Source organism: Curvibacter gracilis ATCC BAA-807, from assembly GCF_000518645.1.
Lineage (GTDB): Bacteria > Pseudomonadota > Gammaproteobacteria > Burkholderiales > Burkholderiaceae_C > Curvibacter > Curvibacter gracilis.
The window spans coordinates 238804-262923 of sequence record NZ_JADZ01000012.1 but is presented as its reverse complement, the minus strand read 5'-3'; the positions used below and the strand labels follow the sequence as shown (position 1 = coordinate 262923).

25 protein-coding genes and 2 tRNA genes are annotated in these 24120 nt (G+C 62.9%); 10 read left to right on the top strand and 17 right to left on the bottom strand.

Going from position 1 to position 24120, the window contains the following annotated elements; translation table 11 throughout:
- Positions 1-454: 454 nt before the first annotated feature.
- A complete protein-coding gene (locus L880_RS0110900) occupies positions 455-892 on the bottom strand; it encodes a gamma-glutamylcyclotransferase family protein (RefSeq protein ID WP_027475707.1) in 438 nt (145 codons plus the stop codon).
- Positions 893-933: 41 nt separating this feature from the next.
- Between L880_RS0110900 and L880_RS0110895 the strand changes: the two genes are divergently transcribed.
- Positions 934-1887 carry a DMT family transporter gene (locus tag L880_RS0110895; protein ID WP_027475706.1) on the top strand — a complete coding sequence of 318 codons (954 nt, stop codon included), beginning with the start codon at positions 934-936 and terminating at the stop codon, positions 1885-1887.
- A 5-nt stretch (positions 1888-1892) separates the two neighbouring features.
- Here L880_RS0110895 and rraA read toward each other — a convergent pair whose 3' ends face one another.
- A complete protein-coding gene (gene rraA, locus L880_RS0110890; RefSeq protein WP_027475705.1) occupies positions 1893-2399 on the bottom strand; it encodes a ribonuclease E activity regulator RraA in 507 nt (168 codons plus the stop codon).
- A gap of 353 nt (positions 2400-2752) precedes the next feature.
- On the opposite strand from rraA, the gene L880_RS0110885 reads away from it, so the two are divergent.
- The 5 genes from L880_RS0110885 to L880_RS0110870 all read left to right on the top strand — a co-directional run bounded on the left by L880_RS0110885 (position 2753) and on the right by L880_RS0110870 (position 5593).
- Positions 2753-3199: an SWIB/MDM2 domain-containing protein gene (locus tag L880_RS0110885; protein ID WP_019574588.1), complete on the top strand. Its 447-nt coding sequence runs from the start codon at positions 2753-2755 to the stop codon at positions 3197-3199.
- 190 nt (positions 3200-3389) lie between these two features.
- Positions 3390-3662 carry a (2Fe-2S)-binding protein gene (locus tag L880_RS34925; RefSeq protein ID WP_084461231.1) on the top strand — a complete coding sequence of 91 codons (273 nt, stop codon included), beginning with the start codon at positions 3390-3392 and terminating at the stop codon, positions 3660-3662.
- Between the two features lie 93 nt (positions 3663-3755).
- The gene (locus tag L880_RS0110880) at positions 3756-4445 is read left to right on the top strand and encodes an energy transducer TonB (RefSeq protein WP_043329156.1); all 690 of its coding nucleotides are present in this window, start codon (positions 3756-3758) and stop codon (positions 4443-4445) included.
- Between the two features lie 18 nt (positions 4446-4463).
- On the top strand, positions 4464-5180 hold the full coding sequence (locus tag L880_RS0110875) for a MotA/TolQ/ExbB proton channel family protein (protein WP_027475703.1): 717 nt from the start codon (positions 4464-4466) through the stop codon (positions 5178-5180).
- Positions 5181-5182: 2 nt separating this feature from the next.
- Positions 5183-5593, top strand: a complete 411-nt coding sequence (locus L880_RS0110870) for an ExbD/TolR family protein (RefSeq protein WP_019574585.1) — start codon at positions 5183-5185, stop codon at positions 5591-5593.
- A gap of 154 nt (positions 5594-5747) precedes the next feature.
- Here L880_RS0110870 and L880_RS0110865 read toward each other — a convergent pair whose 3' ends face one another.
- On the bottom strand, positions 5748-6155 hold the full coding sequence (locus L880_RS0110865) for a GlcG/HbpS family heme-binding protein (protein WP_019574584.1): 408 nt from the start codon (positions 6153-6155) through the stop codon (positions 5748-5750).
- 202 nt (positions 6156-6357) lie between these two features.
- Here L880_RS0110865 and L880_RS0110860 point away from each other — a divergent pair, with 202 nt between their 5' ends.
- Both L880_RS0110860 and L880_RS0110855 read left to right on the top strand, forming a co-directional pair.
- Positions 6358-7059 (top strand): Bax inhibitor-1 family protein, encoded by a 702-nt coding sequence (locus L880_RS0110860; RefSeq protein ID WP_027475702.1) that lies wholly within the window; start codon positions 6358-6360, stop codon positions 7057-7059.
- A 142-nt stretch (positions 7060-7201) separates the two neighbouring features.
- A complete protein-coding gene (locus tag L880_RS0110855) occupies positions 7202-7570 on the top strand; it encodes a hypothetical protein (protein ID WP_027475701.1) in 369 nt (122 codons plus the stop codon).
- A 24-nt stretch (positions 7571-7594) separates the two neighbouring features.
- Here the strand turns inward: L880_RS0110855 and rlmD are convergent, their stop codons facing one another.
- From rlmD to surE, 5 genes are read right to left on the bottom strand one after another with little or no spacing between them, the layout of a single operon-like run.
- A complete protein-coding gene (gene rlmD, locus L880_RS0110850; protein ID WP_027475700.1) occupies positions 7595-9073 on the bottom strand; it encodes a 23S rRNA (uracil(1939)-C(5))-methyltransferase RlmD in 1479 nt (492 codons plus the stop codon).
- Between the two features lie 51 nt (positions 9074-9124).
- Positions 9125-10126 carry an RNA polymerase sigma factor RpoS gene (gene rpoS, locus L880_RS0110845; protein WP_027475699.1) on the bottom strand — a complete coding sequence of 334 codons (1002 nt, stop codon included), beginning with the start codon at positions 10124-10126 and terminating at the stop codon, positions 9125-9127.
- A 25-nt stretch (positions 10127-10151) separates the two neighbouring features.
- Positions 10152-11027 (bottom strand): peptidoglycan DD-metalloendopeptidase family protein, encoded by an 876-nt coding sequence (locus tag L880_RS0110840; RefSeq protein ID WP_027475698.1) that lies wholly within the window; start codon positions 11025-11027, stop codon positions 10152-10154.
- 15 nt (positions 11028-11042) lie between these two features.
- Positions 11043-11837, bottom strand: coding sequence for a protein-L-isoaspartate(D-aspartate) O-methyltransferase (locus L880_RS0110835; RefSeq protein WP_027475697.1), 795 nt, complete (start codon positions 11835-11837; stop codon positions 11043-11045).
- Positions 11834-12610: a 5'/3'-nucleotidase SurE gene (gene surE, locus L880_RS0110830; protein WP_027475696.1), complete on the bottom strand. Its 777-nt coding sequence runs from the start codon at positions 12608-12610 to the stop codon at positions 11834-11836. Before surE ends, L880_RS0110835 begins: the two co-directional genes overlap by 4 nt.
- Before the next feature lie 137 nt (positions 12611-12747).
- Here surE and L880_RS0110825 point away from each other — a divergent pair, with 137 nt between their 5' ends.
- Entirely contained in the window at positions 12748-13737 is a 990-nt protein-coding gene (locus L880_RS0110825; protein WP_027475695.1) for an NADPH:quinone oxidoreductase family protein, read from the top strand.
- 70 nt (positions 13738-13807) lie between these two features.
- On the opposite strand, the gene L880_RS32205 is transcribed toward L880_RS0110825, so the two are convergent.
- From L880_RS32205 to L880_RS0110790, 7 genes are all read right to left on the bottom strand, one after another.
- On the bottom strand, positions 13808-16369 hold the full coding sequence (locus L880_RS32205; RefSeq protein ID WP_169737750.1) for a sensor domain-containing protein: 2562 nt from the start codon (positions 16367-16369) through the stop codon (positions 13808-13810).
- Between the two features lie 382 nt (positions 16370-16751).
- Positions 16752-16827 (bottom strand) — tRNA-His (locus L880_RS0110815).
- Positions 16828-16859: 32 nt separating this feature from the next.
- Positions 16860-18800: a SurA N-terminal domain-containing protein gene (locus L880_RS0110810; protein WP_027475694.1), complete on the bottom strand. Its 1941-nt coding sequence runs from the start codon at positions 18798-18800 to the stop codon at positions 16860-16862.
- A 60-nt stretch (positions 18801-18860) separates the two neighbouring features.
- Positions 18861-18936: transfer RNA gene (locus L880_RS0110805), tRNA-Val, on the bottom strand.
- Positions 18937-18951: 15 nt separating this feature from the next.
- Positions 18952-19224 carry an HU family DNA-binding protein gene (locus tag L880_RS0110800; protein WP_007858657.1) on the bottom strand — a complete coding sequence of 91 codons (273 nt, stop codon included), beginning with the start codon at positions 19222-19224 and terminating at the stop codon, positions 18952-18954.
- Positions 19225-19549: 325 nt separating this feature from the next.
- Positions 19550-20635, bottom strand: coding sequence for a tartrate dehydrogenase (locus tag L880_RS0110795; protein WP_027475693.1), 1086 nt, complete (start codon positions 20633-20635; stop codon positions 19550-19552).
- 3 nt (positions 20636-20638) lie between these two features.
- Positions 20639-21517, bottom strand: coding sequence for an alpha/beta fold hydrolase (locus L880_RS0110790; protein ID WP_027475692.1), 879 nt, complete (start codon positions 21515-21517; stop codon positions 20639-20641).
- Positions 21518-21603: 86 nt separating this feature from the next.
- On the opposite strand from L880_RS0110790, the gene L880_RS0110785 reads away from it, so the two are divergent.
- Positions 21604-22578, top strand: coding sequence for a LysR family transcriptional regulator (locus tag L880_RS0110785; RefSeq protein ID WP_027475691.1), 975 nt, complete (start codon positions 21604-21606; stop codon positions 22576-22578).
- Here L880_RS0110785 and L880_RS0110780 read toward each other — a convergent pair.
- Together L880_RS0110780 and pgsA are read right to left on the bottom strand one after the other, a co-directional pair.
- Positions 22544-23434 (bottom strand): DMT family transporter, encoded by an 891-nt coding sequence (locus tag L880_RS0110780; protein ID WP_027475690.1) that lies wholly within the window; start codon positions 23432-23434, stop codon positions 22544-22546. The two genes, L880_RS0110785 and L880_RS0110780, sit on opposite strands and share 35 nt — an antisense overlap.
- On the bottom strand, positions 23431-23994 hold the full coding sequence (gene pgsA / locus L880_RS0110775) for a CDP-diacylglycerol--glycerol-3-phosphate 3-phosphatidyltransferase (protein ID WP_027475689.1): 564 nt from the start codon (positions 23992-23994) through the stop codon (positions 23431-23433). The genes L880_RS0110780 and pgsA overlap by 4 nt, the downstream gene beginning before the upstream one ends.
- Between the last annotated feature and the right edge of the window lie 126 nt (positions 23995-24120).

Below are 24120 nucleotides of genomic sequence, written 5' to 3'. Positions count from 1 at the left end.
AGCATGGCCGGCGCGTCATCCTCGGACTGGGCGCCAATGATCGCTCGGCCAAGGCCTTCCAGCGGCTGCACGGAGAACTCTTCGCTGCCTGCGGCTAAGCGCAGCTGGCCGATCACCGGCCTCACGAAACTCACGGATCCATAAAAATCGCCTGCCCGCGAGGTTGCGGCGTGGGGCAATTGCACGCCAACCCGAACAAGTCGCCCACCAACTCGCGATTCCGACGATCCAGTGCCATCGAGTTGGGTGATGTCATCTCCCAGGCTGTCAAATTGAACGGGCACGACCCAACAAAACAGACCAACCCGAGCATGCGTGCGCCTGGGCTCACGGATTCAGGATGAAATTTAATTTCTCATAATAGGAAACTGTGTGCGGTGCAGCAATCGGGATATTTCACATAGAGAAATCAAACAACCGCTAGGTGAAACGAGGGGCACCGAGGCCTTGCAACTCAAGGGCGCCCGCCTCCCACATGCCTGATCCAGTCACCGTGATCGATCAAGGCCCGACCCTGCACACGCGTTGGATTGATCTCATAGACCAGGCAGACACAACTCTGCTCGCCCACCTTGACCGACACCTGACGACGAAAATACTCGTCATCAGGCCGCCCCTGGATCTCCTCGATGACGTCGAGTTGCCTCTCTAGTGCTTCATCGATCGCATACACCTCGCCGCAGACAACACGGCGCCCTTGCTCTGAGGGGCTCGCCAGAAGAAGGCCAGGATAGGACCCCAGGTCAAAAAGGCACCCCTCAACCCGGGCCGTGCCTTGAAAGACGGGTGACGGGACGAGGCGGTTGATATCGTTGAGACCACCTCTGCGCAAGGTGCCGTAAACAAACACCAGACGCGGCTCAAGGTCTCGGGAGATCCACTCCTCGGGCATGATTTCGGTTTTCAATCCAACTCCTCTGAACGTTGTCACGAATGCAGGACACCCCATCCACCACGGTGGCAGGCCCCAGCCGATGGCTGGCATGCCTTTGCTTGGCAGCCAGCATGGCACTGGTCGGCAGCTATGTGGCGCTTTCCAAGCCACTCACCCTCATCCTGCCCATTTTTCTGCTGGCCTGGTTGCGCTTCGGCATCGGTGCCTTGGCCATGATCCGATGGACCCGGCGCGCACCCGATGAGCCCCGAATGAGCGGCGCCACCAAGCGCCTGGTGTTCCTGGAGTCCTTGCTGGGCAACTTCCTGTTTTCAGTGTTGATGCTCAATGGCGTCAAGCTGACCTCGGTCGTGGCCACAGGTGTGATCATGTCAGGCATACCGGCCTGCGTGGCCTTGCTGAGCTGGATCTTTCTGAAGGAGCGCATCAGCACCCGTGTTGCTGTGGCCATCGGCTTGGCGGTGGCAGGCATCACGCTGTTCACACTGGCGCGCCCAGCTGCCGACACAGGCGGCGGCTCGACCGAATCACACTGGCTGGGAAACCTGCTGATCATGGGTGCGGTGCTGTGCGAAAGTGCCTATGCGGTGATTGGCAAGAGGCTGACCGGTGCATTGAGCGCCCGACGCATCAGCGCACTGATCAACCTCTGGGGCTTGGCGTTGGCCACGCCCTTGGGGCTGTATCAGGCCCTGTCCTTCAGCTTTGCCAGCGTGCCCCCCGCCTACTGGCTGCTGCTGGTGTTCTATGCGCTGGCCGCCAGCGTGTGGACCGTATGGCTGTGGATGACAGGATTGCGCACCATCCCCGCGGCCCATGCAGGCCTGTTCACGGTGATGCTGCCGATCACCGCGGCATCGGTCGGCGTGCTGTTCCTGGGTGAGCCCATGACCTGGTTGCAGATGCTGGCTTTCGGCATCGCCCTGGCCGGTGTGGTGCTGGCAACCCTGCCTGACTCGAGCCCTGCGACAGCATCCCCCAAACCGAGCTGACGTGCTCAGGCCAAAGGCTTCGAACTGACCACGATACCGTCCGCATCTGCGTACAGCCAATCGCCAGGGCGCACCCACACGCCCTGGATCTGAACAGCCACATCGCGCTGACCTTCGCCCCGCTTCTCGGTGGGCAAGGGCATCAAGGCCAAGGCTCGGATCCCGACCGCTTCAGCATTGAGCTCGGCGACGTCACGCACACAGCCGTCGACCACGATGCCGGCCCAGCCATTGCGTGCGGCAGCCTTGGCCAGATTGCCACCCACCAACGCCCGCCGCAATGAGCCGCCACCATCCACCACCAGCACACGCCCCGCGCCGGGCGAATCCACGGCCTGCTTGACCAATGTGTTGTCTTCAAACACCTTCACGGTGCTCACGGGACCGCAGAACGCCGTCAAGCCACCAAAGGCCTTGAACACAGGCGGCACCACACGAAACTGGCCCGATTCATCGTTCTTGTGTTCATCACAAAGATCGCAGGTGCTGACGGCCGCAGGCAGGGAAGACATGGAGATTTACCTTTCGTGGCATGTAAACGATGGAAGCGGCCCGCCGATGCCTGCGGCGAGCCCGACCGAGAGCATACAAAAGCGGCGGCCAGGCCTCGCCCGAAACCGCCGGATCATGCTGCTGCGACAGCGCCAGGATGGATGAACAAGGGCACCGCTTTCGGCCCAGGACCCGCCGATTGCATGAAACCCGCGCCCTGATTGGCTTTGCGGACACACAGACGCAACAGAGAGCACCGAAAAATATGCGTTTTCGCTTGGAAAGCCGTTTTTTCTCCATTAGCATCCGGTATGCCAGCGAGAACGCAGTGTTTGGCTGGTGATTAATCAACTTCCAGAAGGAAAATTCAATCATGGCAACTGCAAAGAAAGCCCCGGCAAAAGCGCCTGCCAAAAAGGCCGCGCCGGCAACCAAGGCCGCTGCTCCCGCCAAGAAGGCTGCTGCGCCCGCCGCCAAGAAGGTAGCGGCCAAGGCACCGGCCACCAAGGCTGCTGCTCCTGCCAAGAAAGCTGCTGCACCCGCCAAGAAGGCTGCAGCCCCCGCCAAAAAGCGCACCCCGAATGCGGCATTCATGAAGGCTCTCACCCCCAGCGCCGCTCTGGCCGCCGTGGTGGGCACCAGCCCGCTGCCGCGCACTGAGATCGTGAGCAAGCTGTGGGTCTACATCAAGAAGAACGACCTGCAAGACAAGCTGAACAAGCGCCTGATCAACGCTGACGCCAAGCTCAAGGAAGTCTTTGGCAAGGCCCAGGTTTCGATGTTTGAACTTGCCGCCCTGATCGGCAAGCACGTCAAGTAAACCAGACCTGCACTCCACCAAGCCGACCTCAGGTCGGCTTTTTTCATGGGCAGCCCTTCACTGACACTGAAGGCAAGTGAGCCCGACAAGAGGTTTGAACGCTGGATTTTTGAGAGGTTATTGCAAATGCGACAGATTCGCATTTATACTGACAACATCCTCAACAGCCAGCCCAAACCGCCTGTCTGCCATGATTGTCTGTGTATGCCGTCGCGTCTCCGACCGAGAAATTGTCCGCCATGCCAAGGCGGGGTTGGGTTTCGATGAAATCCAGTTTGAACTCGGTGTGGCCACCCAATGTGGTCGATGTGAGAGCTGCGCACGCAGCGTGGTGGATCAGTGCAATGCTGCCCACCCGGTTGCCGCACTCCGCGCGGACATGCCGGGACAGGCCATTCAGCTCGCCACCCAAATCACAGAAGGTCGAGCATGGCAACAATCACAACTCTCGGTGGCGGTCTGATTCTCGTGCTGGGCTCGGCCTGGTGGGTGTTTCGTCGATGACGGAAACGGCCCGCCCCTGCCTGCGCCTCGGTACTCCGCACAACCCCTGACCATGCACGTTCACTCCATTCCTGCACGCCCCAAGATCAGCCGCAACACGGCTGTCATCGGTGGAGTGCTGCTGTTTCATGCCCTGGCACTGTGGGGGCTGCAAAGCGGCCTGATTCGGCGCGCTGTCGAAATCATTGTCCCGGCAGAAGTCCTGAGCGAGATCATCGAACCACCGGCCCCCAAGGCACCACCTCCACCAGCCCCGGCGCCCAAGGTCCCGCAGCCGAAGACGGTAGCCCCTCGCCCCACCCCGCTGCCACCGGCACCGCAACCCGTGGCCATTGCAGACACCACGCCGGCACCCGCCGCTCCCACAGGTGTCAGCACACCGCAACCGCCGGCACCGCCAGTGGCAGCCCCTGTGGCAACAGCTCCACCTGCCCCCCCCGCACCACCGGCACCGCCGAAAGTGGAGTTGCCATCCAGCGATGCGGACTACCTGCAAAATCCCAAGCCCGCCTACCCCGCGATCAGCAAACGCCTGGGCGAACAAGGCAAAGTGGTCTTGCGCGTGTTGATTGGCGCGGATGGGTTGCCCCAAAAGGCAGAGATCAAACAATCCAGCGGCTTTGACCGACTGGACCAAGCCGCTTTGACCACCGTGATGCGCTGGCGCTACGTGCCCGGCAAACGCGGCGGCATTCCCGAAACCATGTGGTTTCAGGTTCCCCTCAATTTCGTTCTCGAATAATTCACGGAGCACTTTTCAATGGAAACCGAATTCGGACTCGCCCACGTCTGGGCCCAAGGCGATCTGGTCACCAAGACCGTCGCGCTGCTGCTGCTGGGCATGTCGCTGGCCTCCTGGATCGTCATCATCCTGAAGGCGCTGGACATCATCAAGTACAAGAAGTTTGCCCGCGGGGCGGAAGACTTCTGGCACAACCCCGACCTCAGTGCCGGTCTCAGCAGCCTGGGCACCGACGCCGACAACCCCTTCCGCCAGTTGGCCCTGGACGGGCGTGACGCCACCGCCCACCACAGCAACACCAAGGTGCACCTGCATGACAGCCTGGACGTCAGCGACTGGGTGACCCGCTGCCTTCGCAACGGCATTGACGAATTCACGGCACGCCTGCAGGGCGGCTTGGCCATCCTCGCCTCGGTGGGCTCCACAGCCCCCTTTGTGGGCCTCTTTGGCACCGTCTGGGGCATCTATCACGCGCTGCTGGGCATTGGCTCGGCCGGCCAGGCCACCATCGACAAAGTGGCCGGCCCGGTGGGTGAGGCGCTGATCATGACGGCCCTGGGCCTGGCCGTGGCCATCCCTGCCGTGCTGGGCTACAACGCGCTGGTCCGCGGCAACAAGGCCATTCTCAACAAGCTCAACAGCTTTGCCCATGACCTGCACGCCTTCTTCGTGACGGGGGCCCGGGTGCACAGCGGTGCCAACACCAGCGTGGTGGCACTCAAGAAAGGGGTCTGACCATGGCCTTCGGACGTCAGGAAGACTCTGAAGAGGTGATGAGTGAAATCAACATGACGCCTCTGGTCGACGTCATGCTGGTGCTGCTGATCATCTTCATCATCACGATCCCGGTCATGAAGCACTCGGTGAACGTCGATCTGCCCCGTGCCAGCAACCAGCCCGAGGCGGCCAAGCCGGAGACCATTCGCCTGTCGGTCGCCGCCGATGGCAGCTACTTCTGGAATGAAAACCGGATCGAAGATGCCGCACTGGGCCCCATGCTGGCCCAGAACGCCGCCAAAGAGCCCCAGCCTGAATTGCACATCCGGGGTGATCGCGAGGTTCGCTATGAACGCGTGGCCCAGGCCATGGCTGCCGCTCAGCAGGCAGGCCTGAAGAAGATCGGCTTCATCACCGAGCCCAAGAACTGAATCCAAACAGCACCCGCCGCGGAAAGGCGCACGCAGCAGTTGCCCGCCGCAGTGCAGAACCCAAAACAAAGCCGCTTCCCCTCAGGGGCAGCGGCTTTTGCGTGTTGAAGCCCCCATATGAAGCCGCCCGACGCTGCGGCAGGGGACCGGAAGCTTACAGACCGATGGCGGCGATACCTGCCTTGGCAATCTGAACGTCTTCCGAGGACTTCACCCCGCTCACACCCACGGCACCGATGCAGTGACCGTCCTTGAGGACGGGGACCCCGCCTTCCAGCAGGCCTTCAACCTTGGGCACGGTGAGGAAGGCATAGCGCCCGCCGTTGATGATGTCTTCGTAACCCTTGGTTTCACGGCGGCCCAGCGCGGCCGTGTGGGCCTTGGCGGGTGCGATGTGCGAGGAGATGGCCGGCGCGCCGTCAAGGCGTTGCAGCCAGAGCAGATGGCCACCATCGTCCACGATGGCAATGGTCACAGCCCATTTGTTCTTCAGGGCTTCTGCCTCAGCAGCAGCCGCAATGGCTTTGACATCGGCGAGTTCGAGAACGGACTTGGTTTGCATGGAAAAACCTTTGATGATGGTCGAAAAGCAGCAAGGATAGCGGCACCTCGGCAAGCGACGAGGCGTCCCAGATGAAAAACAATTTTCACTATTTGGGCAGCAAGCGAACAGTTGACAGGCGGGTCTTTAAGAATCGCCTCATCGTCCCCACATAGAATGCGTGAGAAGCCAAGTTCTGGCTGTTCCCCAAGGAGATTCATTCATGAACCAACCTTTCCAAAACATCGACCTGTCGGTGGGATATGGCAGCGCACTGTCGCAAGAGCAACGCCACCGCGTCCTGCGCAACACCTACTGGCTGCTGGCCCTGAGCATGGTGCCCACGGTACTGGGCGCCTGGATTGGCGTCGCCACCAACCTGTCTGCCATGCTGTCAGGGGGCGTTGGCCTGGTGGTCTTCCTGGTTGGGGCCTTCGGCTTCATGTTTGCCATCGAGAAGACCAAACACTCGGCCGCTGGCGTGCCCGTGCTGCTGGGTTTCACCTTCTTCATGGGCCTGATGCTCTCGCGCATGATCGCCATGGTGCTGGGTTTCAAAAATGGCTCGGAACTGGTCATGACAGCCTTCGGCGGTACCGCCGGTGTGTTTTTCCTGATGGCCAGCCTGGCCACCGTGATCAAGCGTGACATCTCCGGTCTGGGCAAGTGGCTGTTTGTTGGCGTGCTGGTCTTGCTGGTGGGCAGTCTGGTGAATGCCTTCGTGGGCTCTTCCGCAGGCATGCTGGCCTTGTCTGTGGCGGCCATCGGCATCTTCAGTGCCTACATGCTGTACGACATCAAGCAGATCATCGACGGCGGCGAGACCAACTACATCTCGGCCACCCTGTCGCTGTACCTGGACCTCTACAACGTGTTCCAGAACCTGCTGGCACTGCTGGGGATTTTTGGCGGTGAACGCGAGTGAGCCCACGCCTGCGCATCTGCGCCTCTTGATGAAGGCCCTTCGGGGCCTTTTTTCATGGCCACCACGGCCAAGCCCGGCCTGAAGGCTCAACTCCCTGCAGACGGCGCCGATAATCCTTCTAGACACTCTTCCAGGCTTCACCATGTTTGCGCGCCGTCTGCTGATCCTTGCCCCCACCCTGCTGTTGCTGGCAGGTTGCGACATTCCAGGCCTGGGCCCCGATCCAAAGGCCGTTCAACGCGAGGCTGACGCCAAGGCCACCGGTGGCGCCTGCCGCTACGCCCAACGTGGCATTGAAGACTGCTACACGTTGAACCCGAAGGCGCCCAAGTCTGCCGTGTTCGACGGCTGGAAAGAGATGGACCAGTACATGCGTGACAACAAGATCGAAGGGGCACCCTCGGTCATACCGATTCCGGCGGCTGCACCACCCGAAGGCAGCGAAAACAAAGCCGCCGCAGAGACGGAAGAGCCCAAGCCCAAGAAAGGCAAGGGCAGCGACAAGCATTGAGCCGCCACGAAGGCGGCCCAGCCCTCAATCCCAGGCCGCCGTGCGCTCGAACACGGCCATGCTCTCGACGTGAGCCGTGTGCGGGAACATGTTGACAGCGCCTGCAGCCGTGCAGCGGTAGCCCCCTTGGTGCACCAGCAAGCCAGCGTCGCGAGCCAGGGTTGCCGGGTTGCAACTCACGTACACAATGCGCTTCGGGGCGGTCCAGCCCTGGGGCAGGCTGCCCGGCTGAGCCAGGTGCTGTTGGTGCAGGTCCGACAAGGCCTTGGCCAGCGCAAAGGCGCCCTCACGCGGCGGATCCACCAGCCAGCGGTCGGCATAGCCATCGGCCACCAGCATCTCGGGGGTCATCTCAAACAGATTGCGGGCCACGAAGCCCGTGGGGCACAAAGGCGCCTCGGAGCGCACCGCCTGATTGCCGGCGTAGTTTTCGCGCGAGCGTGCCACCAGGGCCTCGCTGCCTTCAATACCCAGCACCTCACGGGCCTGGGTGGCCAGCGGCAGGGTGAAATTGCCCAGGCCACAAAACCAGTCGATCACACGCTCGTCGCTTCGCACCTCCAGAAGCCGAAGCGCCCGGCTGACCAGCACCCGGTTGATGTGCGGATTCACCTGGGTGAAGTCGGTGGGTTTGAAAGGCATGACGATGCCGAACTCAGGCAGCGAGTACGACAGTTGAGGCCCTACCGAATCCAGCAGCCGCACCGTATCGGGGCCCTTGGCCTGCAGCCACCACTGAACACCGTGTTCAGCCGCGAAACTGCGCAGCCGCGCCACGTCGGCATCGCTCAAAGGCTCCAGATGGCGCAAGACCAGCGCGGTGACTTCGTCCCCACACGCCAGCTCGATCTGTGGGCAGGTGTCGCGGGCCTCCATGCTGGCCACCAAGGCACGCAAGGGCAGCAGCATCGCATTCACATGGGGTGGCAAAACGGGGCACTCGCTCATGTCGGCCACATAGCGGCTCTTGCGCTCATGGAAGCCCACCAGGACCGTGCCTTTTTTGATCACATGGCGCACCGACAGCCGCGCGCGGTAACGGTAGCCCCAGGCGGGGCCTTCAATGGGCCGCAACAGGGTTTCTGGCTTGACCTTGCCCAGGTGCCAAAGGTTGTCCTCCAACACCCGCTGTTTGACCGCCACCTGGGCCCCCACGTGCAGATGCTGCATCTTGCAGCCCCCGCAGGCACCGGCATGCAGGCCGAAATGGCTGCAACCGGGACGCACGCGCTGGGAAGATTCACGGTGGATATCGGTCAGGGTGGCCTGCTCCCAATTGTTCTTCTTGCGATTGACCTGGGCGCTGACCAGCTCAAAAGGCAATGCGCCGTCGACGAACACGACCTTGCCATCGGGGCGACGGGCCACCCCTTGTGCTTCGAGGTCAAGAGATTCGATGGCCAGCCAGCCAGGCGGCAGGTCGACGCTGGCGGAGGTGGGGTCAGAAGGCTGCAACCCGGTGCTCGGGTCGTCGGTGAGGGTGGGCTCAGAAACGGTTGTCATCCCCCGATTGTCTCAGGCTGAGCGGGTTGCGGCGCTGCTGCCGCCCAGGGATCACAACAGAGCGTCGCGTGAGATGCCGTGCCTGGCCAGATGGCGCTTGAGCTTGAACAAGGCCTCGTTCTGGATCTGACGCACGCGCTCGCGCGTCAAGCCCAGCCGTTCGCTCAACACCTCCAGGGTTTCCGGCTCACGGTCGTGCAGCCCAAAGCGCCCGGTCAGCACCTCTTTCTCGCGGCTGGACAACCCATCCACCCAACGGTCCAGCAAACGCTCGACCTGGTGCTCCTGGGTCAATCCGCTGGGGTCTGCCGCCAACTCGTCCACCATGGTGTCGCCCAAGGTGTGATCGTCACCCGAGCGATCCAGCGAAGCATCCAGGGACCGCGGCGCCTCGGCCATGGCGAGGAGTTCAGTCACCTCCTGCACCTCGCGTCCCAGAAAAGCGGCCACGTCTTCAGCGCGCACCCCATCGGGGCGGCGCGCCACAAAACCTGGATCATTCTCAAGCGACCGCCTCGCACGCAGCACCTGCTGCAATTCGCGCACCACATGAACCGGCAGTCGTACCACCCGCCCCTGGTTCATCACCGCCCGCTCAACCGATTGGCGAATCCACCAGGTAGCGTAGGTTGAAAAACGAAACCCCCGTTCGGGCTCGAACTTGTCGATGGCATGCATCAAGCCCAGGTTGCCTTCTTCGATCAGGTCGGACATGGGCACGCCGCGCGAGACGTAGGCCTTGGCGATGCTCACCACCAGTCGAAGGTTGTGCTCGATCATCGACTGCCGGGCTTCAAAGTCCCCCGCGCGTGCCCGCGTGGCCACGGCCAGTTCTTCTTGTGGTGTGAACAAGGGTTTGCGCCGCACCTCACGCAGGTAGACGGCCAGAGAATCCCCCCCTTCGGCATCGGCAGGCAAAGGCGCCAGGGAGGCAGCCAAGCCCTCGACCTCGGGGGCCACATCGGGGGCCGCTTCGGCAGCAAGCAGGCCCTCGTCTTCCGGCGCCTCATCATGCGCATCCGAGTCACCAGGAACAGGTTCATCGTTGCGCATGGTCATGGTGGGTCGACCTCTTTGGCTAGCGGTTGGGCAGGTAGCGGGACGGATCCACCGGCTTGCCCTGCCGCCGAATCTCGAAATGAAGCTTGACCCGGTCAGAGTCGCTGTTGCCCATCTCGGCGATCTTCTGACCCTTGCGCACCGCCTGGTCTTCCTTCACCAACAGCAGCTGGTTGTGGGCGTAGGCGGTCAGGAAGGTGTTGTTGTGCTTGAGGATGATCAGGTTGCCATAACCCCGCAGACCGGCGCCCGCATACACGACGCGCCCGTCAGCGGCAGCCACGACAGGATCGCCCGCCTTGCCGGCCAGATCCAGGCCCTTGTTCTTGGCTTCATCAAAACCGGCCAACAAGGCACCGCCTGTGGGCCACATGAAACCGGGGTCATCTTCAGTGGGTGCGGCCGGCGCGGGGGTCGCCGGTGCAGGTGCGGGTGCCGGCACTGCTGTCGCGGCGGCAGCCTTGGTCGAGGAGCTTGCCGCCCCATTCGTGGGCGTCACCGTCGGGCTGCCCACGGGCCGACTGACCGCACCGCTCTCGGCCACGGTCGCCGACGGCGGCACCACGCGCAAGACTTGCCCCACCTCGATCAGATTGGGATTGTCCAGCCCATTCCAGCGCACCAGATCGCGCCAGTTCTGACCCGACTCTAGCCCGATGCGGATCAGCGTGTCCCCAGGTTTGACGGTGTAATAGCCCGGCTTGCCCGCGTTCTCAGCGCCAGGCAGGGGCTTGGGAGGAGCCGCGCCAGGTGCCGGATCAGCGGCCACACTGGCCGTTTGCGGGCCGCGCTCCTCGACAGGCGCCTGGCGTCCCGTCTTGGAGGCGCATCCTGCAAGCAGCAGGCCCAACACCGCCACAGTCCACCAACCACTCCGCCCTTGCAAACCCCGCATATGAATGTCTTTCCTTCAAGCAATGCCCGATTTTAGAGGGACAAAGTGCACCGCCTCAAGAACGGTCTGCTGCAGGCCCTGGGCCGTCTTGTCAATCACCACCAATGCTTGCTTGCCTGCCGACATCACCGTTGGGGCCACCAAGCGCCCGCCAACAGCCAATTGGTCGCACCAGGCCTGAGGCACGGCATCTCCACCCGCCGCAGCCACGATGCCCGCATAGGGTGCGCCCTTGGCAAACCCTTCCATCCCATCACCGAGCAACAGATGCAGATTGCTCAAGCGCATGGGACGCAGGTTCTCACGGGCTTTTTCGTGCAGCCCACGCAAACGCTCGATGGAATACACCTCGCGCGCCAACAGGCTCAGCACCGCGGCCTGGTAGCCACAGCCCGTGCCCACCTCGAGCACCCGACCCAGACCGCCCTGCGCCACGATGGGCGCCTGCAACAACAGATCCAGCATGCGCGCCACCACGCTCGGCTTGGAGATGGTCTGGCCCAGGCCGATCGGCAGGCTGGTGTCTTCGTACGATTGATTGACCAGTGCACTATCGACAAAGGCATGGCGCTCCACCTGCCCCATGGCGGCCAGCACACTGGCGGACTGGATGCCCTGCGCCGCCAGTTTCTGCACCATGCGTTGGCGCACTGCATGCGAATCCATGCCCAGCCCTGCAGGCACGGACCAGGGACCGGCCCGCTCAGGCGCACGAGCCGCACGGGACGGAGTCGGCGCTGGCGCCCCCGAGGGTCGCGGAGCGGCCACCGCCTGATCCAGACGCGCCGGGAAGCCTGGACGGCGGTTCACGAGCGCTCTCCTGGCGGGTGTTGCAGCCTGGCCGCCGTCTGGGACCAATAGCCCAGCAAATCGTGGTCCGTCAGGTCCACTTTCAATGGCGTCAGTGCAACATGGCCCTGGGCCGTCGCATGGAAATCCGTCCCCTCGGAATCATCCTTGGCGGGGCCCGCGCCACCAATCCAGTACATGGTCTCACCGCGGGGGCTTTCCTGGGTGATGACACGTTCGGCCGCATGACGACGCCCCAGGCGGCATACCCGCACCGGTTTGAGTTGCTCATAAGGCAGGTTGGGCATGTTGACGTTCAACAACCAGGGCTGTGTGCCGATCATCGATTGCGACTGGATCTGCTCGACGATCTCGCGGGCCTTGCGAGCAGCCGCATCGAGTTCGCCCCAGCCCTTTTCCACCTGGGAAAAGGCAATCGCCGGAATGCCGAAAAGGTAGCCCTCCATCGCCGCCCCGACGGTGCCCGAATAAATCGTGTCGTCCCCCATGTTGGCGCCGTTGTTGATGCCCGAGACCACCAGATCGGGCCGATAGCCCAGAAGACCGGTCAGCGCAATGTGCACGCAATCGGCCGGCGTGCCGTTCACAAAGCGAAAGCCGTTGGCTGCCTGGTGCACATACAGCGGCGAATGCAGGGTGAGTGCATTGGATTTGGCACTGTTGTTCTGCTCTGGCGCCACCACCTCGACATCGGCAATGGTTTTCAGGGCTTCGTACAAGGCCACGATGCCAGGCGCCTGGTAGCCGTCGTCGTTGGAGAGGAGGATTTTCATGGTCTGATGGGTGGACAGCGGATTGTAGGGTGCCCCTTGCGCCCGGGCACCCCCAGCTGGAAAGCCGTCGCTACAGCGACACACCCGCGCCAGACAGCCCACCTATGATTTCCGGCTGAATTTCAGGAGACATTCGAATGCATGCTTGGCTTTGCGAGAACCCCGTGGGCGTGGACGCCCTCAACTGGAAGGAACTGCCCACCCCTGCTCCCAAGGCGGGTGAGGTGCTGATCGAGATCAAGGCCGCCAGTCTGAACTTCCCGGATCTGCTGATCGTGCAGAACAAGTATCAGATGAAGCCCCCCCTGCCCTTCGTGCCGGGCTCGGAATATGCCGGCGTGGTTGCTGCAGTGGGCGAAGGCGTCAAGCATTTGAAGGTAGGCGACAGCGTCGCCTGCCTGTCGGGCACCGGGGGCTTCGGCACCCACACTCTGGCCCCTGCCGCCCTGTGCATGCCGCTGCCGGCCGGCTTCCCCCATGTGGACGCCGCCGCCTTCATCATGATCTATGCCACCTCCTGGCATGCCCTGATCGACAGGGCCCAACTCAAGGCTGGCGAGACCGTGCTGGTGCTGGGGGCAGCCGGTGGGGTCGGCACGGCGGCCATCCAGATCGCCAAGGCGGCGGGTGCCAAGGTGATTGCCGCGGCGTCCACCGATGAGAAGTGCGCACTGAGCAAGCAGATCGGTGCCGATGAGACCATCAACTACAGCGTTGACAGCGTGCCCAATGCCTTCCGCGAGAGGGTCAAGGCGCTGACCGGCGGCAAAGGCCCGGACGTGATCTACGACCCCGTGGGTGGCGACTTTGCCGAGCCGGCCTTCCGCTCCATTGCCTGGCGAGGCCGCTACCTGGTGGTGGGCTTTGCCTCCGGCCCCATCCCCAACCTACCGCTGAACCTGCCCCTGCTCAAAGGCGCCTCCTTGGTTGGCGTGTTCTGGGGCGACTTTGCCCGCCGGGAGCCTCAGGCCAACGCCGCCATGATGGGTGAACTGGCCCAGTGGTATGCACAGGGCAAGATCAAGCCCGTGATCGACCGCACCATGCCGATGTCCGAACTGAAGGCGGCCTACGCGCACATGGGCTCGCGCGGCGTGATGGGCAAACTGGTGATGACCAACCCTTGAAAGCAGGCCACTCTTCGCAGTGGCCTTGCCATCCACCATCAGAAACGGTGCACCAGGCACCGTTTTTTTTTCAACCCGCCTCTGAGAGAAACCTGCTGGCCAGGGCTTCTGGCCGCAGCGGCCTGGCAAAGTGGTAGCCCTGGGCATAAGTGCATTTCAGGGTCTTGAGGCGCTGCGCAATCGCATCGGTTTCAACGCCCTCGGCCAGCACGGCCAGCCCCAGGCTGATGGCCAGCGAGATGATGCCGCGCACGATGGCAGCATCTTCCGGGTCGTCGATCAGATCGCGCACAAACGATTGATCGATCTTGATCTTGTCGAACTTGAAGCGTCGCAGGTAAGCGAAGCTGGAGTAGCCCGTCCCGAAGTCGTCAATCGACAACTTCACCCCCAGCGCCTTGAGTTGACGCAAAGTGCTCATCACGGCCTCGCCATCGTGCAGCAGCACACTCTCTGTCAGCTCCAGCTCAAGACGCGCCGGGTTGATGCCAGAGGCGACCAAGGCCTCTTCGACCTGGGTCAGCACGGCGCCATGCTGGAACTGACGTGCCGACAGATTGACCGCCATCAGCAGCTCAGTGTGGCCCGCGTCGTGCCAGACCTTCAGTTGCCGGGTGCTCTCGCGCAGGACCCAACGCCCCAAGGATTGGATCAGGCCCGAATCTTCGGCCAAAGGAATGAACACGCCCGGCGGTATCGAGCCACGCTCCGGATCGTCCCAGCGGCACAGCGCCTCAACACCGACCATGCGCCCCGAAGAAAGCTCGATCAGGGGCTGGTACTCCAGCCTCAAGGCCTCCTGCTCAATCGCGGCACGCAATGCGGCCTCCAACTGCAGGCGCTCCAGCGCGGCGTCATTCATGCTGGCCGTGGCAAATTGATAGGCGGCCCTCCCGCCCCGCTTGGCCGCATACATGGCTGCATCAGCTCGACCGAACAAGGTGTCAAAGCGGTCGCCATCCGAGGGGAACAGGGCCACGCCGACCGACAAGGACACATTCACCGGCAGGTCATCCACGGTCACGGGCTGGGCCACCGCTTCCATCATGGCACTGGCCAGGTGCGCTGCATCGGTGGTGGTCTTGATGCCGGCTTGCATCAACAGGAACTCGTCACCGCTCAAACGCCCGACCACCGACTGCGCGCCCCCAAAATGCTGCAGACGCTGCCCGATCTCGCGCAACAGATAGTCGCCTGCCGCATGCCCCAAAGAATCGTTGAGGGTCTTGAAATTGTCGATGTCCACAACCAGCAAGGCCACCCCATCGCCTTCGACGCGTGCCCGATCCAAGGCCACCTCGGCCCGCATCGCCACCTGGGTTCGATTGGGCAAGCCGGTGACCACATCGCGGGTGGACAGGAAGGCGATCTTCTCCTCGGCAGCCTTGCGTGAACTCAAATCGGAAACCGCCGCCACATAGTGGGTCAACTCACCGCTGGCACGGTGGCGCAGGGCCGACAGAATCAGCCACTGCGGATAGACCTCGCCAGTCTTGCGTCGGCCCCAGACCTCGCCGCTCCAGCGGCCATGCTCGTGCACCGCAGACCAGATGGACGCCAGGAATGCATCGTCGTGCTGACCATCTGCCAGCAATTTGTACGGGCGCCCCACCATTTCATCGGCAGCAAAGCCCGAGATGTCTGAAAAGGCCTGATTGACCATCATCACCTGCCGGTCAGCATCGCAGATCACGATGCCGTCGCTGCCCTGATCGAGCACGCGCCCCGCCAACTCCAGCTTGGTGGCTGCCGTGCGCTGTTCGGTGATGTCGCGGCGAATCACCAGCATATGCAAGCGACCACCATCCCGGGCGAAACTCGGCACCCTGACCACATCAAAAGATCTGGGCATGCCCTGGGCGTCGTCGCCGACCTCTTGCAAATGGCTGGCACGACCGGTCTGCCAGGTGGCCTCTTCGTTCAGCGCACTCAAACGCAAGGCGGCCGCCATCGGAGAGCCTCGATCAGCCAGTTCAAGGTTGGTGTGACCGATGGCCTGTGCCTCGGTGAGCCCCACAACGGCCAGAGCGGCCGGGTTGGCCATCAGCCAGGCCCCTCGGCCATCCTTCAGATACACCATGTCGGGCAGGTGACGGAACAGTGAGCGCAACAAGCGATCACGCCCACGCAAAGCCTGTTCGGTCAATGCGCGACGGCTCACGTCCACCCCCACCAGCCAGAAGACCCTGGACACGCCCTGGGTCTGCAACATCGGCAGCAGAGACCAGGCCAGGCGCAGCTTCTGACCATCCCTGCAGGTCAATGTCCATTCCAGGTCGACTCCGCCCGCCCCCAGTTGCTGCAACTCGGACAACTTGCGGGTGCGGTAATCCTGATCCGGGCACAACAGCGTCAGCCCCAAAGGATTGCCCACCAGGTCCAGGGCTTCATAGCCCAACAGGTGCTCCGCCTGCGAATTCCAAAACAACAGGCGCGGTTCGCGGCCCATCTCCAGCGCCAACACCGCATGCGGCCAATCCCTCAGCAGGGTCAGGTGATTGGAATCCTGCACCGGGAACATCGACTCCATCGGCATCGGAGTCGTTGTGTCAGGTACATCGAACTCGAGAAAATCAGGCTGCGTGTTTCCAGCGTCCAGCTCGTCAGACAAGGCCCGCAGAGGCTGAGGCATGGTCGCGTCCCCGAAATCGGGCCAAACGTCCGAAATGGGCGCATCTGAACCCGCTTTGGAGGAAGGTGAGGTGGAACGCATATTTAGTCGCAATGTAATTTACGCATCATATTGCTACTAACGCTGCACATACAGAGCAGAAGTCCGTCGAGCGCCACGGAGACTGATGCCGGACAAAGCTTGACCGCCCCTGGACTCGGCGCGCAAACCACCATCGCATTGAGCCAGCCGGTGCCGGGTGCCTGGCGCTGGCACCGGTCCCAAGGGGAGGGTTGTTCTGCCAGAAGCCTGATATCAACCGAGAAACAGGCGGCACAGGGAACCCAGAAGGCCATGAAAAAAGCCCGTCATGTGAACCATGACGGGCTTTTCAGGATCTGCTTGGGGTGGCTGATGGGACTCGAACCCACGACAACCAGAATCACAATCTGGGACTCTACCAACTGAGCTACAGCCACCGCAGAGAAAAATTATAACCCGAATTTCATGCTCAACCGCCCGAATTCGAATTTTCTTCTGTCGCTTGCGGCGCGGGCTTGGCCGTCTTGAGTTGCACCTTGTACTTGTCAGCCAGGAATTCGTAATAGGCACGTGCTTCTGCAGACGCCCACCACTGGGCGTACTGGGCCCGCTCCTGGGCCTTGCGCGCCTCCTCAACACCCACCCGGGGCACCACCTTGGCCACTCGAACCACGGCATAACCTTGTGGGCCAAGGTCCACCCCGACCCAGGCCGGCAATGCTGAACCGCGCTGACGCAGGGCCGCATCGACCACCGCAGGGGCTTGCTTGGCGGGTTCGTCACGCGATACGGTGACTGTGGCACCCAGGTTGGTCGCGCTGGCCGGATTGGCCTTCCAGGCGGCCAGTTTGTCTTCACCGTCCTTGCGGGCCAACGCCTGGGCACGCTCGGCAACCACCAATTCACGCACCTTGGCCTTGACTTCATCCAGGGCCTGAGTCCGCGCGGGCACATAGTCGACGATGCGCGCCGACACCATCTGGCTTGGGCCGACCTCGATGGCCTCCGTGTTGCGCTTCTTGCTCACCGAATCCGCAGCAAACAAGGCTGCCAGCACTTTCGGGTTGCTGAGCGCGGGCGGCAGACCAGGGCTGGGCGTGCGGGTTACATCCTTGGCCGTGCGCAGGGTCAACTTCAGGCGGTCAGCCACAGGCTTGAGGCTGTCGGATTGCTCATAGACCGTGTTGGTGAAGGTCTCTGCCACTTCGGCAAACTTGCGCTGCGCCTGCTGCTGCTTGAGTTCTGCCTCCATCTCGGGGCGCATGGCTTCGAAGCTCTTTTGCTGAGGCACCTTGATGTCGGTCAGTTTGATGATGTGAAAGCCGAAGTCCGACTGGACCACATCGCTGATGTCACCCTTGGCCATGGCAAACACAGCATCCTCGAAAGGCTTGACCATGGCGCCCCGGGCAAAGAAGTCCAGATCCCCACCCTTGGGCGCAGAACCAGGATCCTGCGAATTCTTGCGCGCCACGTCCGCAAAACTGGCCGGCGCCTTGCGCACTTCCGCCAGCAGGGCTTCGGCCTTGGCCTTGGCCTTCTCGCGATCCTCAGCCGATGCATCTTTGGGCGAGGTGATCAGGATATGGCTGGCGCGACGCTCTTCTTTCGATGCCAGGCGTGCAGCGTTCTGCTCGTAGTAAGTCTTGAGATCGGCCTCATTGAGCGCAATGCCCGCCTTGACGCTGTCGAGATCGAGAACGGCATACTCCACGGTAGCACGCTCCGGCATCTGGAACCGCGCGGTGTGGGCCTTGTAGTAAGTCTCGATGTCGGCATCACTGGGCGACACGCGCGCCACGAAATCAGCCGGGCGGAAAGTGGCCACCTGGATCTCGCGGTGCTCAAAAAAGGCATTCAGCGCCACGTCTGCCTGCCCTGCCGGAGCCAGCACGCTGCCGCTGATGCCACCCAACACCTGGCGGCTCGCCAAGTCGGCGCGCACACTGGCCTCGTACATCTCGGGCGTCATGCCTTGCGAGCCCAACAACTGGCGATAACGATCAACATCCAGCGTGCCGTCCTCGCGACGCAGTGACGCAATCGTGGGGTTGTCCTGCAACGAGCGGGCGAGCTTCTGATCGCTAATGGCCAGATGCTGACTGCTGGCAGCGGCGGCCAGCACCTTCTCGCGAACCAGACGCTCCAGCGTCACGTAACGGGCTTCGGGCGACTCGAAGCGCTTGATGTCCACGCTGGGCATCTGCACACGCAGGCGCTCGACCTCGTTCTTATGGGCAGCATCCCACTCACCCTGCGTGATGGCCTGACCGTCCACCTTGGCAACCGTCGTGCCCTTTTCCATGGCCCGGTTGTAGCCATCAATGCCGAACAGAACGAAGGATGGAATGATCAGCAAGAACAGCACGATCATGACGATCTTCGAGTGCTTGCGGATGGACTCAAACATGGCAATCTTTCAAGGGCAAAAAAGAAAAGGCGAACAATGTGTTCGCCTTCGCATCGGTGGTGGTGGGTGCTGACGGGCTCGAACCGCCGACCCGCGCCTTGTAAGGGCGCTGCTCTACCAACTGAGCTAAGCACCCCACCTGAACTGGATCTCAGTTCAAGGCATCTTTCAATGCCTTGCCTGGACGAAACTTTGGAACTTTAGCAGCCTTGATCTTGATTGTATCGCCAGTGCGCGGGTTGCGACCGGTACGAGCGGCACGCTTGCCCACGGCGAATGTGCCGAAGCCCACCAGAGAAACGGTGCCGCCCTTTTTCAGGGTCTTCTTCACGGCCTCGATCGTCGACTCCAGGGCGCGCGCAGCGGCAGCCTTGGAAATATCGGCGTTGTTGGCAATGTGCTCAATCAGTTCAGTCTTATTCACAAGGAGCCCCTCGTACAGAAATGGTGTTGATCAGGTTGTCTCATCAAAAATCTTGCCTCCCCTCAGCTGGGCCATCCGAGGATGGTTGTGTCCGCTGGGCGGGAGGCTCATTCGCAGCTTCAACTGCTGAAAGGATTAAAGCGATGGACCTTCAAGGTGTCAATACAACAAGCTGTTTCGCAACAGCAAGGACGCGGATTCTAGACGGTTTTCGGGGCCTGTTTGGCGCTCGCAGCGGTGTTTTTGCGACACCTCTGCGCAGGCTCAGGTTCGCAGCGTGAAATAGGTCCATCCACCGCGCTGTCATTGGGCCGGGGCCCTGGCCTCAAAGCACCTCGGCGATGGCGCGCCCCACGTCGGTGGTGCTGGCCGTGCCACCGATGTCACGGGTGCGCGGCGCACCGCTTTTCGGATCGAGCACCTTCTCGATGGCGGTGAGCACCGCGTCATGGGCTTCCTTGTGCCCCAGGAATTCCAGCATCATGGCACCGCACCAGATCTGACCGATCGGGTTGGCGATGTTCTGGCCGGCGATGTCGGGCGCCGATCCGTGCACCGGTTCGAACAAGGAGGGGAAGCGCCGGTCCGGGTTGAGGTTGGCGCTGGGCGCGATGCCGATGGTGCCGGTGCAGGCAGGCCCCAGATCACTGAGGATGTCGCCGAACAGGTTGCTGGCCACCACCACATCAAAGAAGTCGGGGCGCTGCACAAAGTGCGCCGTGAGGATGTCGATGTGGAACTTGTCCACGTTGATGCCCGGGTAGGCCTTGGCCATCTCGGCCACACGCTCATCCCAGTAGGGCATGGTGATGGCGATGCCGTTCGACTTGGTAGCGCTGGTGAGGTGCTTCTTGGGGCGCGACTGCGCCAGCTCAAAGGCGAACTTCAGCACCCGGTCCACACCGATGCGGGACATCACGGTCTCCTGCATCACGATCTCACGCTCGGTGCCGGGGTACATGCGCCCGCCGATGCTGGAGTACTCTCCCTCGGTGTTCTCGCGCACGATGTACATGTCGATCTCACCCGGCTGACGGGGCGAGCCATCACGGCGCACCACCGGCGCGATGATGCCCGGCATCAGGCGTGCGGGGCGCAGGTTCACGTACTGATCGAATTCACGCCGGAACAACAACAGCGAGCCCCACAGCGACACATGGTCGGCAATCTTGTCGGGCCAGCCCACGGCACCGAAGTAGATGGCATCGTGCCCACCGATCTGGTCCTTCCAGTCGTCGGGCAGCATCTTGCCGTGCCGCTCGCAGTAATCCCAACTCGAAAAATCGAAGTGGTCAAAGTGCAGGTCGATGCCGAATTTGCGTGCCGCCGCGTCCATCACGCGCACGCCCTCGGGCATGACCTCTTTGCCGATGCCATCACCCGCGATGACTGCAATGCGTTTCTTGCTCATGGTTCAACTCCTGAAAAAATCAAATGCTTCCTGCAACAGCAGGGTCGGCGCCTCTTCGGCAATGTAGTGGCCACAGGGCAAGGCTAGGCCACTGACCTGCAAGGCGCGCTCGCGCCACAGGTCGAGCACGGCAAAGCTGGCCGCCACCGCGCCATGCTCGCCCCACAACACACGCAGCGGCATGCCCAGCCGATGGCCTTGCGCGGCATCCTGCCGGTCATGCTCCAGGTCGAGGGTGGCGCTGGCCCGGTAGTCCTCGCAGATCGACTCGGCGGTGCCCGGCAAGGCCGCGCAGCGTTCGTATTCGGCCATTGCCGCCGGGTCGAATGCCGCCAGCCCCGCATGCCGCTTGCCCATCACCCCCCGCACATAGCCCACCGGATCAGCGGCAATCAATGTCTCGGGCAAGGGGCTGGGCTGAATCAGGAAGAACCAATGCCAGTAAGCGCGAGCGAAGGCTTCCGTGGTGCCCTGGTACATCGCCAGGGTGGGGGCAATGTCGAGCAGCATCATGCGCTCCACCGCCTCTGCGTGGTCCAGCGCCAGCCTGTGCGCCACCCGGGCGCCCCGGTCGTGGGCCAGCACCTGGAAGCGATCAAAGCCGTGGTGCTGCATCACGGCCAGGGCGTCGCGCGCCATCTCGCGCTTGCTGTGGGCCACATGGCCTGGCGCCGCGCCCGGGCGCCCCGAATCCCCATAGCCTCGCAGATCCATCAACACCACCGTGAAACGGTTGGCCAGGGCATCCGCCACCCGGTGCCACATCACATGGGTCTGCGGATGCCCATGCAAAAGCAGCAGCGCCGGCCCTTGACCGCCACGCCAGGTGCGCAGCTCAAGGCCCTCGCGCAGCACCGTCTCGGTGGAGAAATTGTCAAACATCTGTCTCTATGCCTTCTTGGTTGGGCTCCACTCTATCGCGGCAAAAGGCAATAATCCGGCAAGCAATCATTTCCAAAGAGGAAACAATGGATCGATCGGACCTGGAGTTGGTGCTGGCCATCCGGCAGCATGGCAGCCTGTCGTCCGCAGCGCGGGCCCTGCACGTCACCCCGCCGGTGATCACCAAGCGCCTGGCGGCCCTCGAAAGCCAGCTCAGGGTGCAACTGTTTCAGCGCACCACCCGCAAGGTCAGCCCCACGGCCGATGGCGACGCCCTGTGCGAACACGCGCAGGCCCTGCTGCGTGGCTTCCAGCAGGCCGAGGCCGAGTTGCGCGAGCGCCAGTCCGAGCCCACCGGCCTGATCCGCCTGGCCGCCACCTTCGGCTTTGGGCGCCTCTGGGTGGGCCCGGCAGTGGCCGAGTTTCAACAGCGCTACCCCCGGCTGCAGATTCAACTGCATCTGGTCGAGCACCTGCCCGACTTGACGGTGGAGGGCTATGACGGTGCGATCTGGCTCTGGAACGTGCCCGGGCAGCGGGCCGGGGAGTGGATATCGAAGCGGCTGGCACGCAACCAGCGTGTGCTGGTGGCCTCGCCGGCCTACCTCCAAACCCATGGAGAGCCGGCCAGCGCCGACGACCTGGCTCAGCATCAATGCCTGGTGGTACGTGAAAACGGCGGCGATCCGGCCCAGCGCTTTGACCACTGGACGCTGCAATCCAGCCAGGGCCGCCGCAAGGCCCTGCACCGCGTCACCGTGAAAGGCGCGCTGAGCAGCAATTCAGGTGAGTTGGTGCGCGACTGGTGCCTGGCCGGCCAAGGCATCATGCTGCGCAGCCTTTGGGACATCGCGGCCGCCCTGCAAAACGGCGAACTGGTGCGGGTGCTGCCGGATCACGCCATGGCCGACGCAGACATCCACTGGCTGGCCCCTTGGCAGGCCCGCACCCCCAAACGCGTGCGCCTGCTGATCGACTTTCTGCACAACCGCTTCCATGGCGAGCCCTGGAAGATCGGCCCAGCCCTCAAGCCCGGCGTGGTGCACGCACCACCAGGCTGACCCCGACGGCCGTCAAGGCCGTGCCCGCCAACGTCAGACCGGTGATGGGTTCGCCAAACAGCAACCAAGCCAGGGCCGCAGTGCACGGTGGCACCAGGTACAGCAGGCTGGTAACACTGGTGGCCGCCCCGCGTTGAATCAACAGATAGAGCAAAGAGCTGGCCCCCAAGGACAAGGCCAGCACGGACCAGGCCACGGCGCCGATCAACTCGGGCGTCCAGACGATGGCCTCGGGCTCCAGCCAGGCCAGGGGCAGACTCACCAGCAGGGCTGCCCCCAACTGGACGGCGCTGGCGCTGCGCACATCGCAAGGGGTCACGTGCCGCTTCTGGTAAAGGGTGCCGATCGTGATGCTGAACAAGGCCATCACAGCCAAGGACAAAGCCTGCCACGAGGCCTCACCCCCCTGCCCCATCTTCGCGCTGACCACCAGCACCAGGCCGCCAAAGCCCAGCAAGAGGCCCAGCCACTGCCAGCGGCTCACCCGGCTGCCGTGCCAGGACATCCAGGCCGCGGTCAGCACAGGCTGCAAGCCCACGATCAACGATGACAGACCCGAGCCCATGCCGGCCTTCACGGCTGCCCACACCCCGCCCAGGTAGCCGGCGTGCATCAACACCCCGGTGACCGCCAGATGCCCCCACTGGGCGCGGCTGCGCGGCAAGGGCACACCGGCCACGGCCACCCAGGCACCAAAGCACAGCACCGACAAGGCGTAGCGCACACACAGAAAGGAAAGCGGAGGGGCATGGGGCATGCCATAGCGGGCCACAATGAAACCCGTGCTCCAGATCAGCACGAACACCGCCGGCATGGCCGCGAGCCAGCGGCCATGCGCCTGTTCAGCCGCACTCATTTGACGCGGGCCCGGATCTCGGGAAGGGCTTTTTGCAGGTAGTACACCATCGACCACACGGTCAGCACCGCGGCAGCCCAGATGAGCCAGGTGCCACAGACGCCGGTGTCCACGCCCAGCAAGGGCCCGTCATACAGCAAGAACGGAATGGCCACCATCTGCACGGTGGTCTTGAGCTTGCCGATCATGTGCACCGCCACGCTCTTGGAGGCCCCGATCTGGGCCATCCACTCGCGCAGGGCCGAGATGGCGATCTCGCGCCCGATGATGATCAAGGCCACAAAGACATCGGCACGCCCCAGGTGCACGAGCACCAGCAAAGAGGCGCACACCAGAAACTTGTCGGCCACCGGATCGAGAAACGCGCCGAATGACGAGGTCTGGTTGAGCTTGCGCGCCAGAAACCCGTCCAGCCAATCGGTGGCCGCAAAGACCACGAACATCACGGTGGCGATCAGGTTGCGCGTGGCGGGGTCCAGGGGCGCGTAGAACACCCCCACGATCAAGGGAATCGCGACGATGCGCGTCCAGGTCATGATGGTGGGAATGGTGAAGAACATGGGCACGATTGTGTCACGGCTTGTGCCCCGGCTTGGGGCTTGATGGCAGCTTGAATGCGCCCGGGGTGGGCCAAGCGTGGCTTGCGCCCCACTTCAGGCACCTGCAACGGGCCGGCGCGCCCGATT

Excerpts from the sequence above, each read along its gene's own strand:
- L880_RS0110865 (WP_019574584.1), bottom strand. The coding sequence starts at position 6,155 with ATGCAAACCAAGTCCGTTCTCGAACTCGCCGATGTCAAAGCCATTGCG.
- L880_RS0110790 (WP_027475692.1), bottom strand. The coding sequence starts at position 21,517 with ATGTTTGACAATTTCTCCACCGAGACGGTGCTGCGCGAGGGCCTTGAG.
- L880_RS0110900 (WP_027475707.1), bottom strand. The coding sequence starts at position 892 with ATGCCCGAGGAGTGGATCTCCCGAGACCTTGAGCCGCGTCTGGTGTTT.
- rlmD (WP_027475700.1), bottom strand. The coding sequence starts at position 9,073 with ATGACAACCGTTTCTGAGCCCACCCTCACCGACGACCCGAGCACCGGG.
- L880_RS0110880 (WP_043329156.1), top strand. The coding sequence starts at position 3,756 with ATGCACGTTCACTCCATTCCTGCACGCCCCAAGATCAGCCGCAACACG.
- L880_RS0110875 (WP_027475703.1), top strand. The coding sequence starts at position 4,464 with ATGGAAACCGAATTCGGACTCGCCCACGTCTGGGCCCAAGGCGATCTG.
- L880_RS0110795 (WP_027475693.1), bottom strand. The coding sequence starts at position 20,635 with ATGAGCAAGAAACGCATTGCAGTCATCGCGGGTGATGGCATCGGCAAA.
- L880_RS0110825 (WP_027475695.1), top strand. The coding sequence starts at position 12,748 with ATGCATGCTTGGCTTTGCGAGAACCCCGTGGGCGTGGACGCCCTCAAC.
- L880_RS0110885 (WP_019574588.1), top strand. The coding sequence starts at position 2,753 with ATGGCAACTGCAAAGAAAGCCCCGGCAAAAGCGCCTGCCAAAAAGGCC.
- L880_RS0110895 (WP_027475706.1), top strand. The coding sequence starts at position 934 with ATGCAGGACACCCCATCCACCACGGTGGCAGGCCCCAGCCGATGGCTG.
- pgsA (WP_027475689.1), bottom strand. The coding sequence starts at position 23,994 with ATGTTCTTCACCATTCCCACCATCATGACCTGGACGCGCATCGTCGCG.
- L880_RS0110860 (WP_027475702.1), top strand. The coding sequence starts at position 6,358 with ATGAACCAACCTTTCCAAAACATCGACCTGTCGGTGGGATATGGCAGC.
- L880_RS0110840 (WP_027475698.1), bottom strand. The coding sequence starts at position 11,027 with ATGCGGGGTTTGCAAGGGCGGAGTGGTTGGTGGACTGTGGCGGTGTTG.
- rpoS (WP_027475699.1), bottom strand. The coding sequence starts at position 10,126 with ATGCGCAACGATGAACCTGTTCCTGGTGACTCGGATGCGCATGATGAG.
- surE (WP_027475696.1), bottom strand. The coding sequence starts at position 12,610 with ATGAAAATCCTCCTCTCCAACGACGACGGCTACCAGGCGCCTGGCATC.
- rraA (WP_027475705.1), bottom strand. The coding sequence starts at position 2,399 with ATGTCTTCCCTGCCTGCGGCCGTCAGCACCTGCGATCTTTGTGATGAA.
- L880_RS0110785 (WP_027475691.1), top strand. The coding sequence starts at position 21,604 with ATGGATCGATCGGACCTGGAGTTGGTGCTGGCCATCCGGCAGCATGGC.
- L880_RS0110810 (WP_027475694.1), bottom strand. The coding sequence starts at position 18,800 with ATGTTTGAGTCCATCCGCAAGCACTCGAAGATCGTCATGATCGTGCTG.
- L880_RS0110855 (WP_027475701.1), top strand. The coding sequence starts at position 7,202 with ATGTTTGCGCGCCGTCTGCTGATCCTTGCCCCCACCCTGCTGTTGCTG.
- L880_RS0110780 (WP_027475690.1), bottom strand. The coding sequence starts at position 23,434 with ATGAGTGCGGCTGAACAGGCGCATGGCCGCTGGCTCGCGGCCATGCCG.
- L880_RS32205 (WP_169737750.1), bottom strand. The coding sequence starts at position 16,369 with ATGCCTCAGCCTCTGCGGGCCTTGTCTGACGAGCTGGACGCTGGAAAC.
- L880_RS34925 (WP_084461231.1), top strand. The coding sequence starts at position 3,390 with ATGATTGTCTGTGTATGCCGTCGCGTCTCCGACCGAGAAATTGTCCGC.
- L880_RS0110870 (WP_019574585.1), top strand. The coding sequence starts at position 5,183 with ATGGCCTTCGGACGTCAGGAAGACTCTGAAGAGGTGATGAGTGAAATC.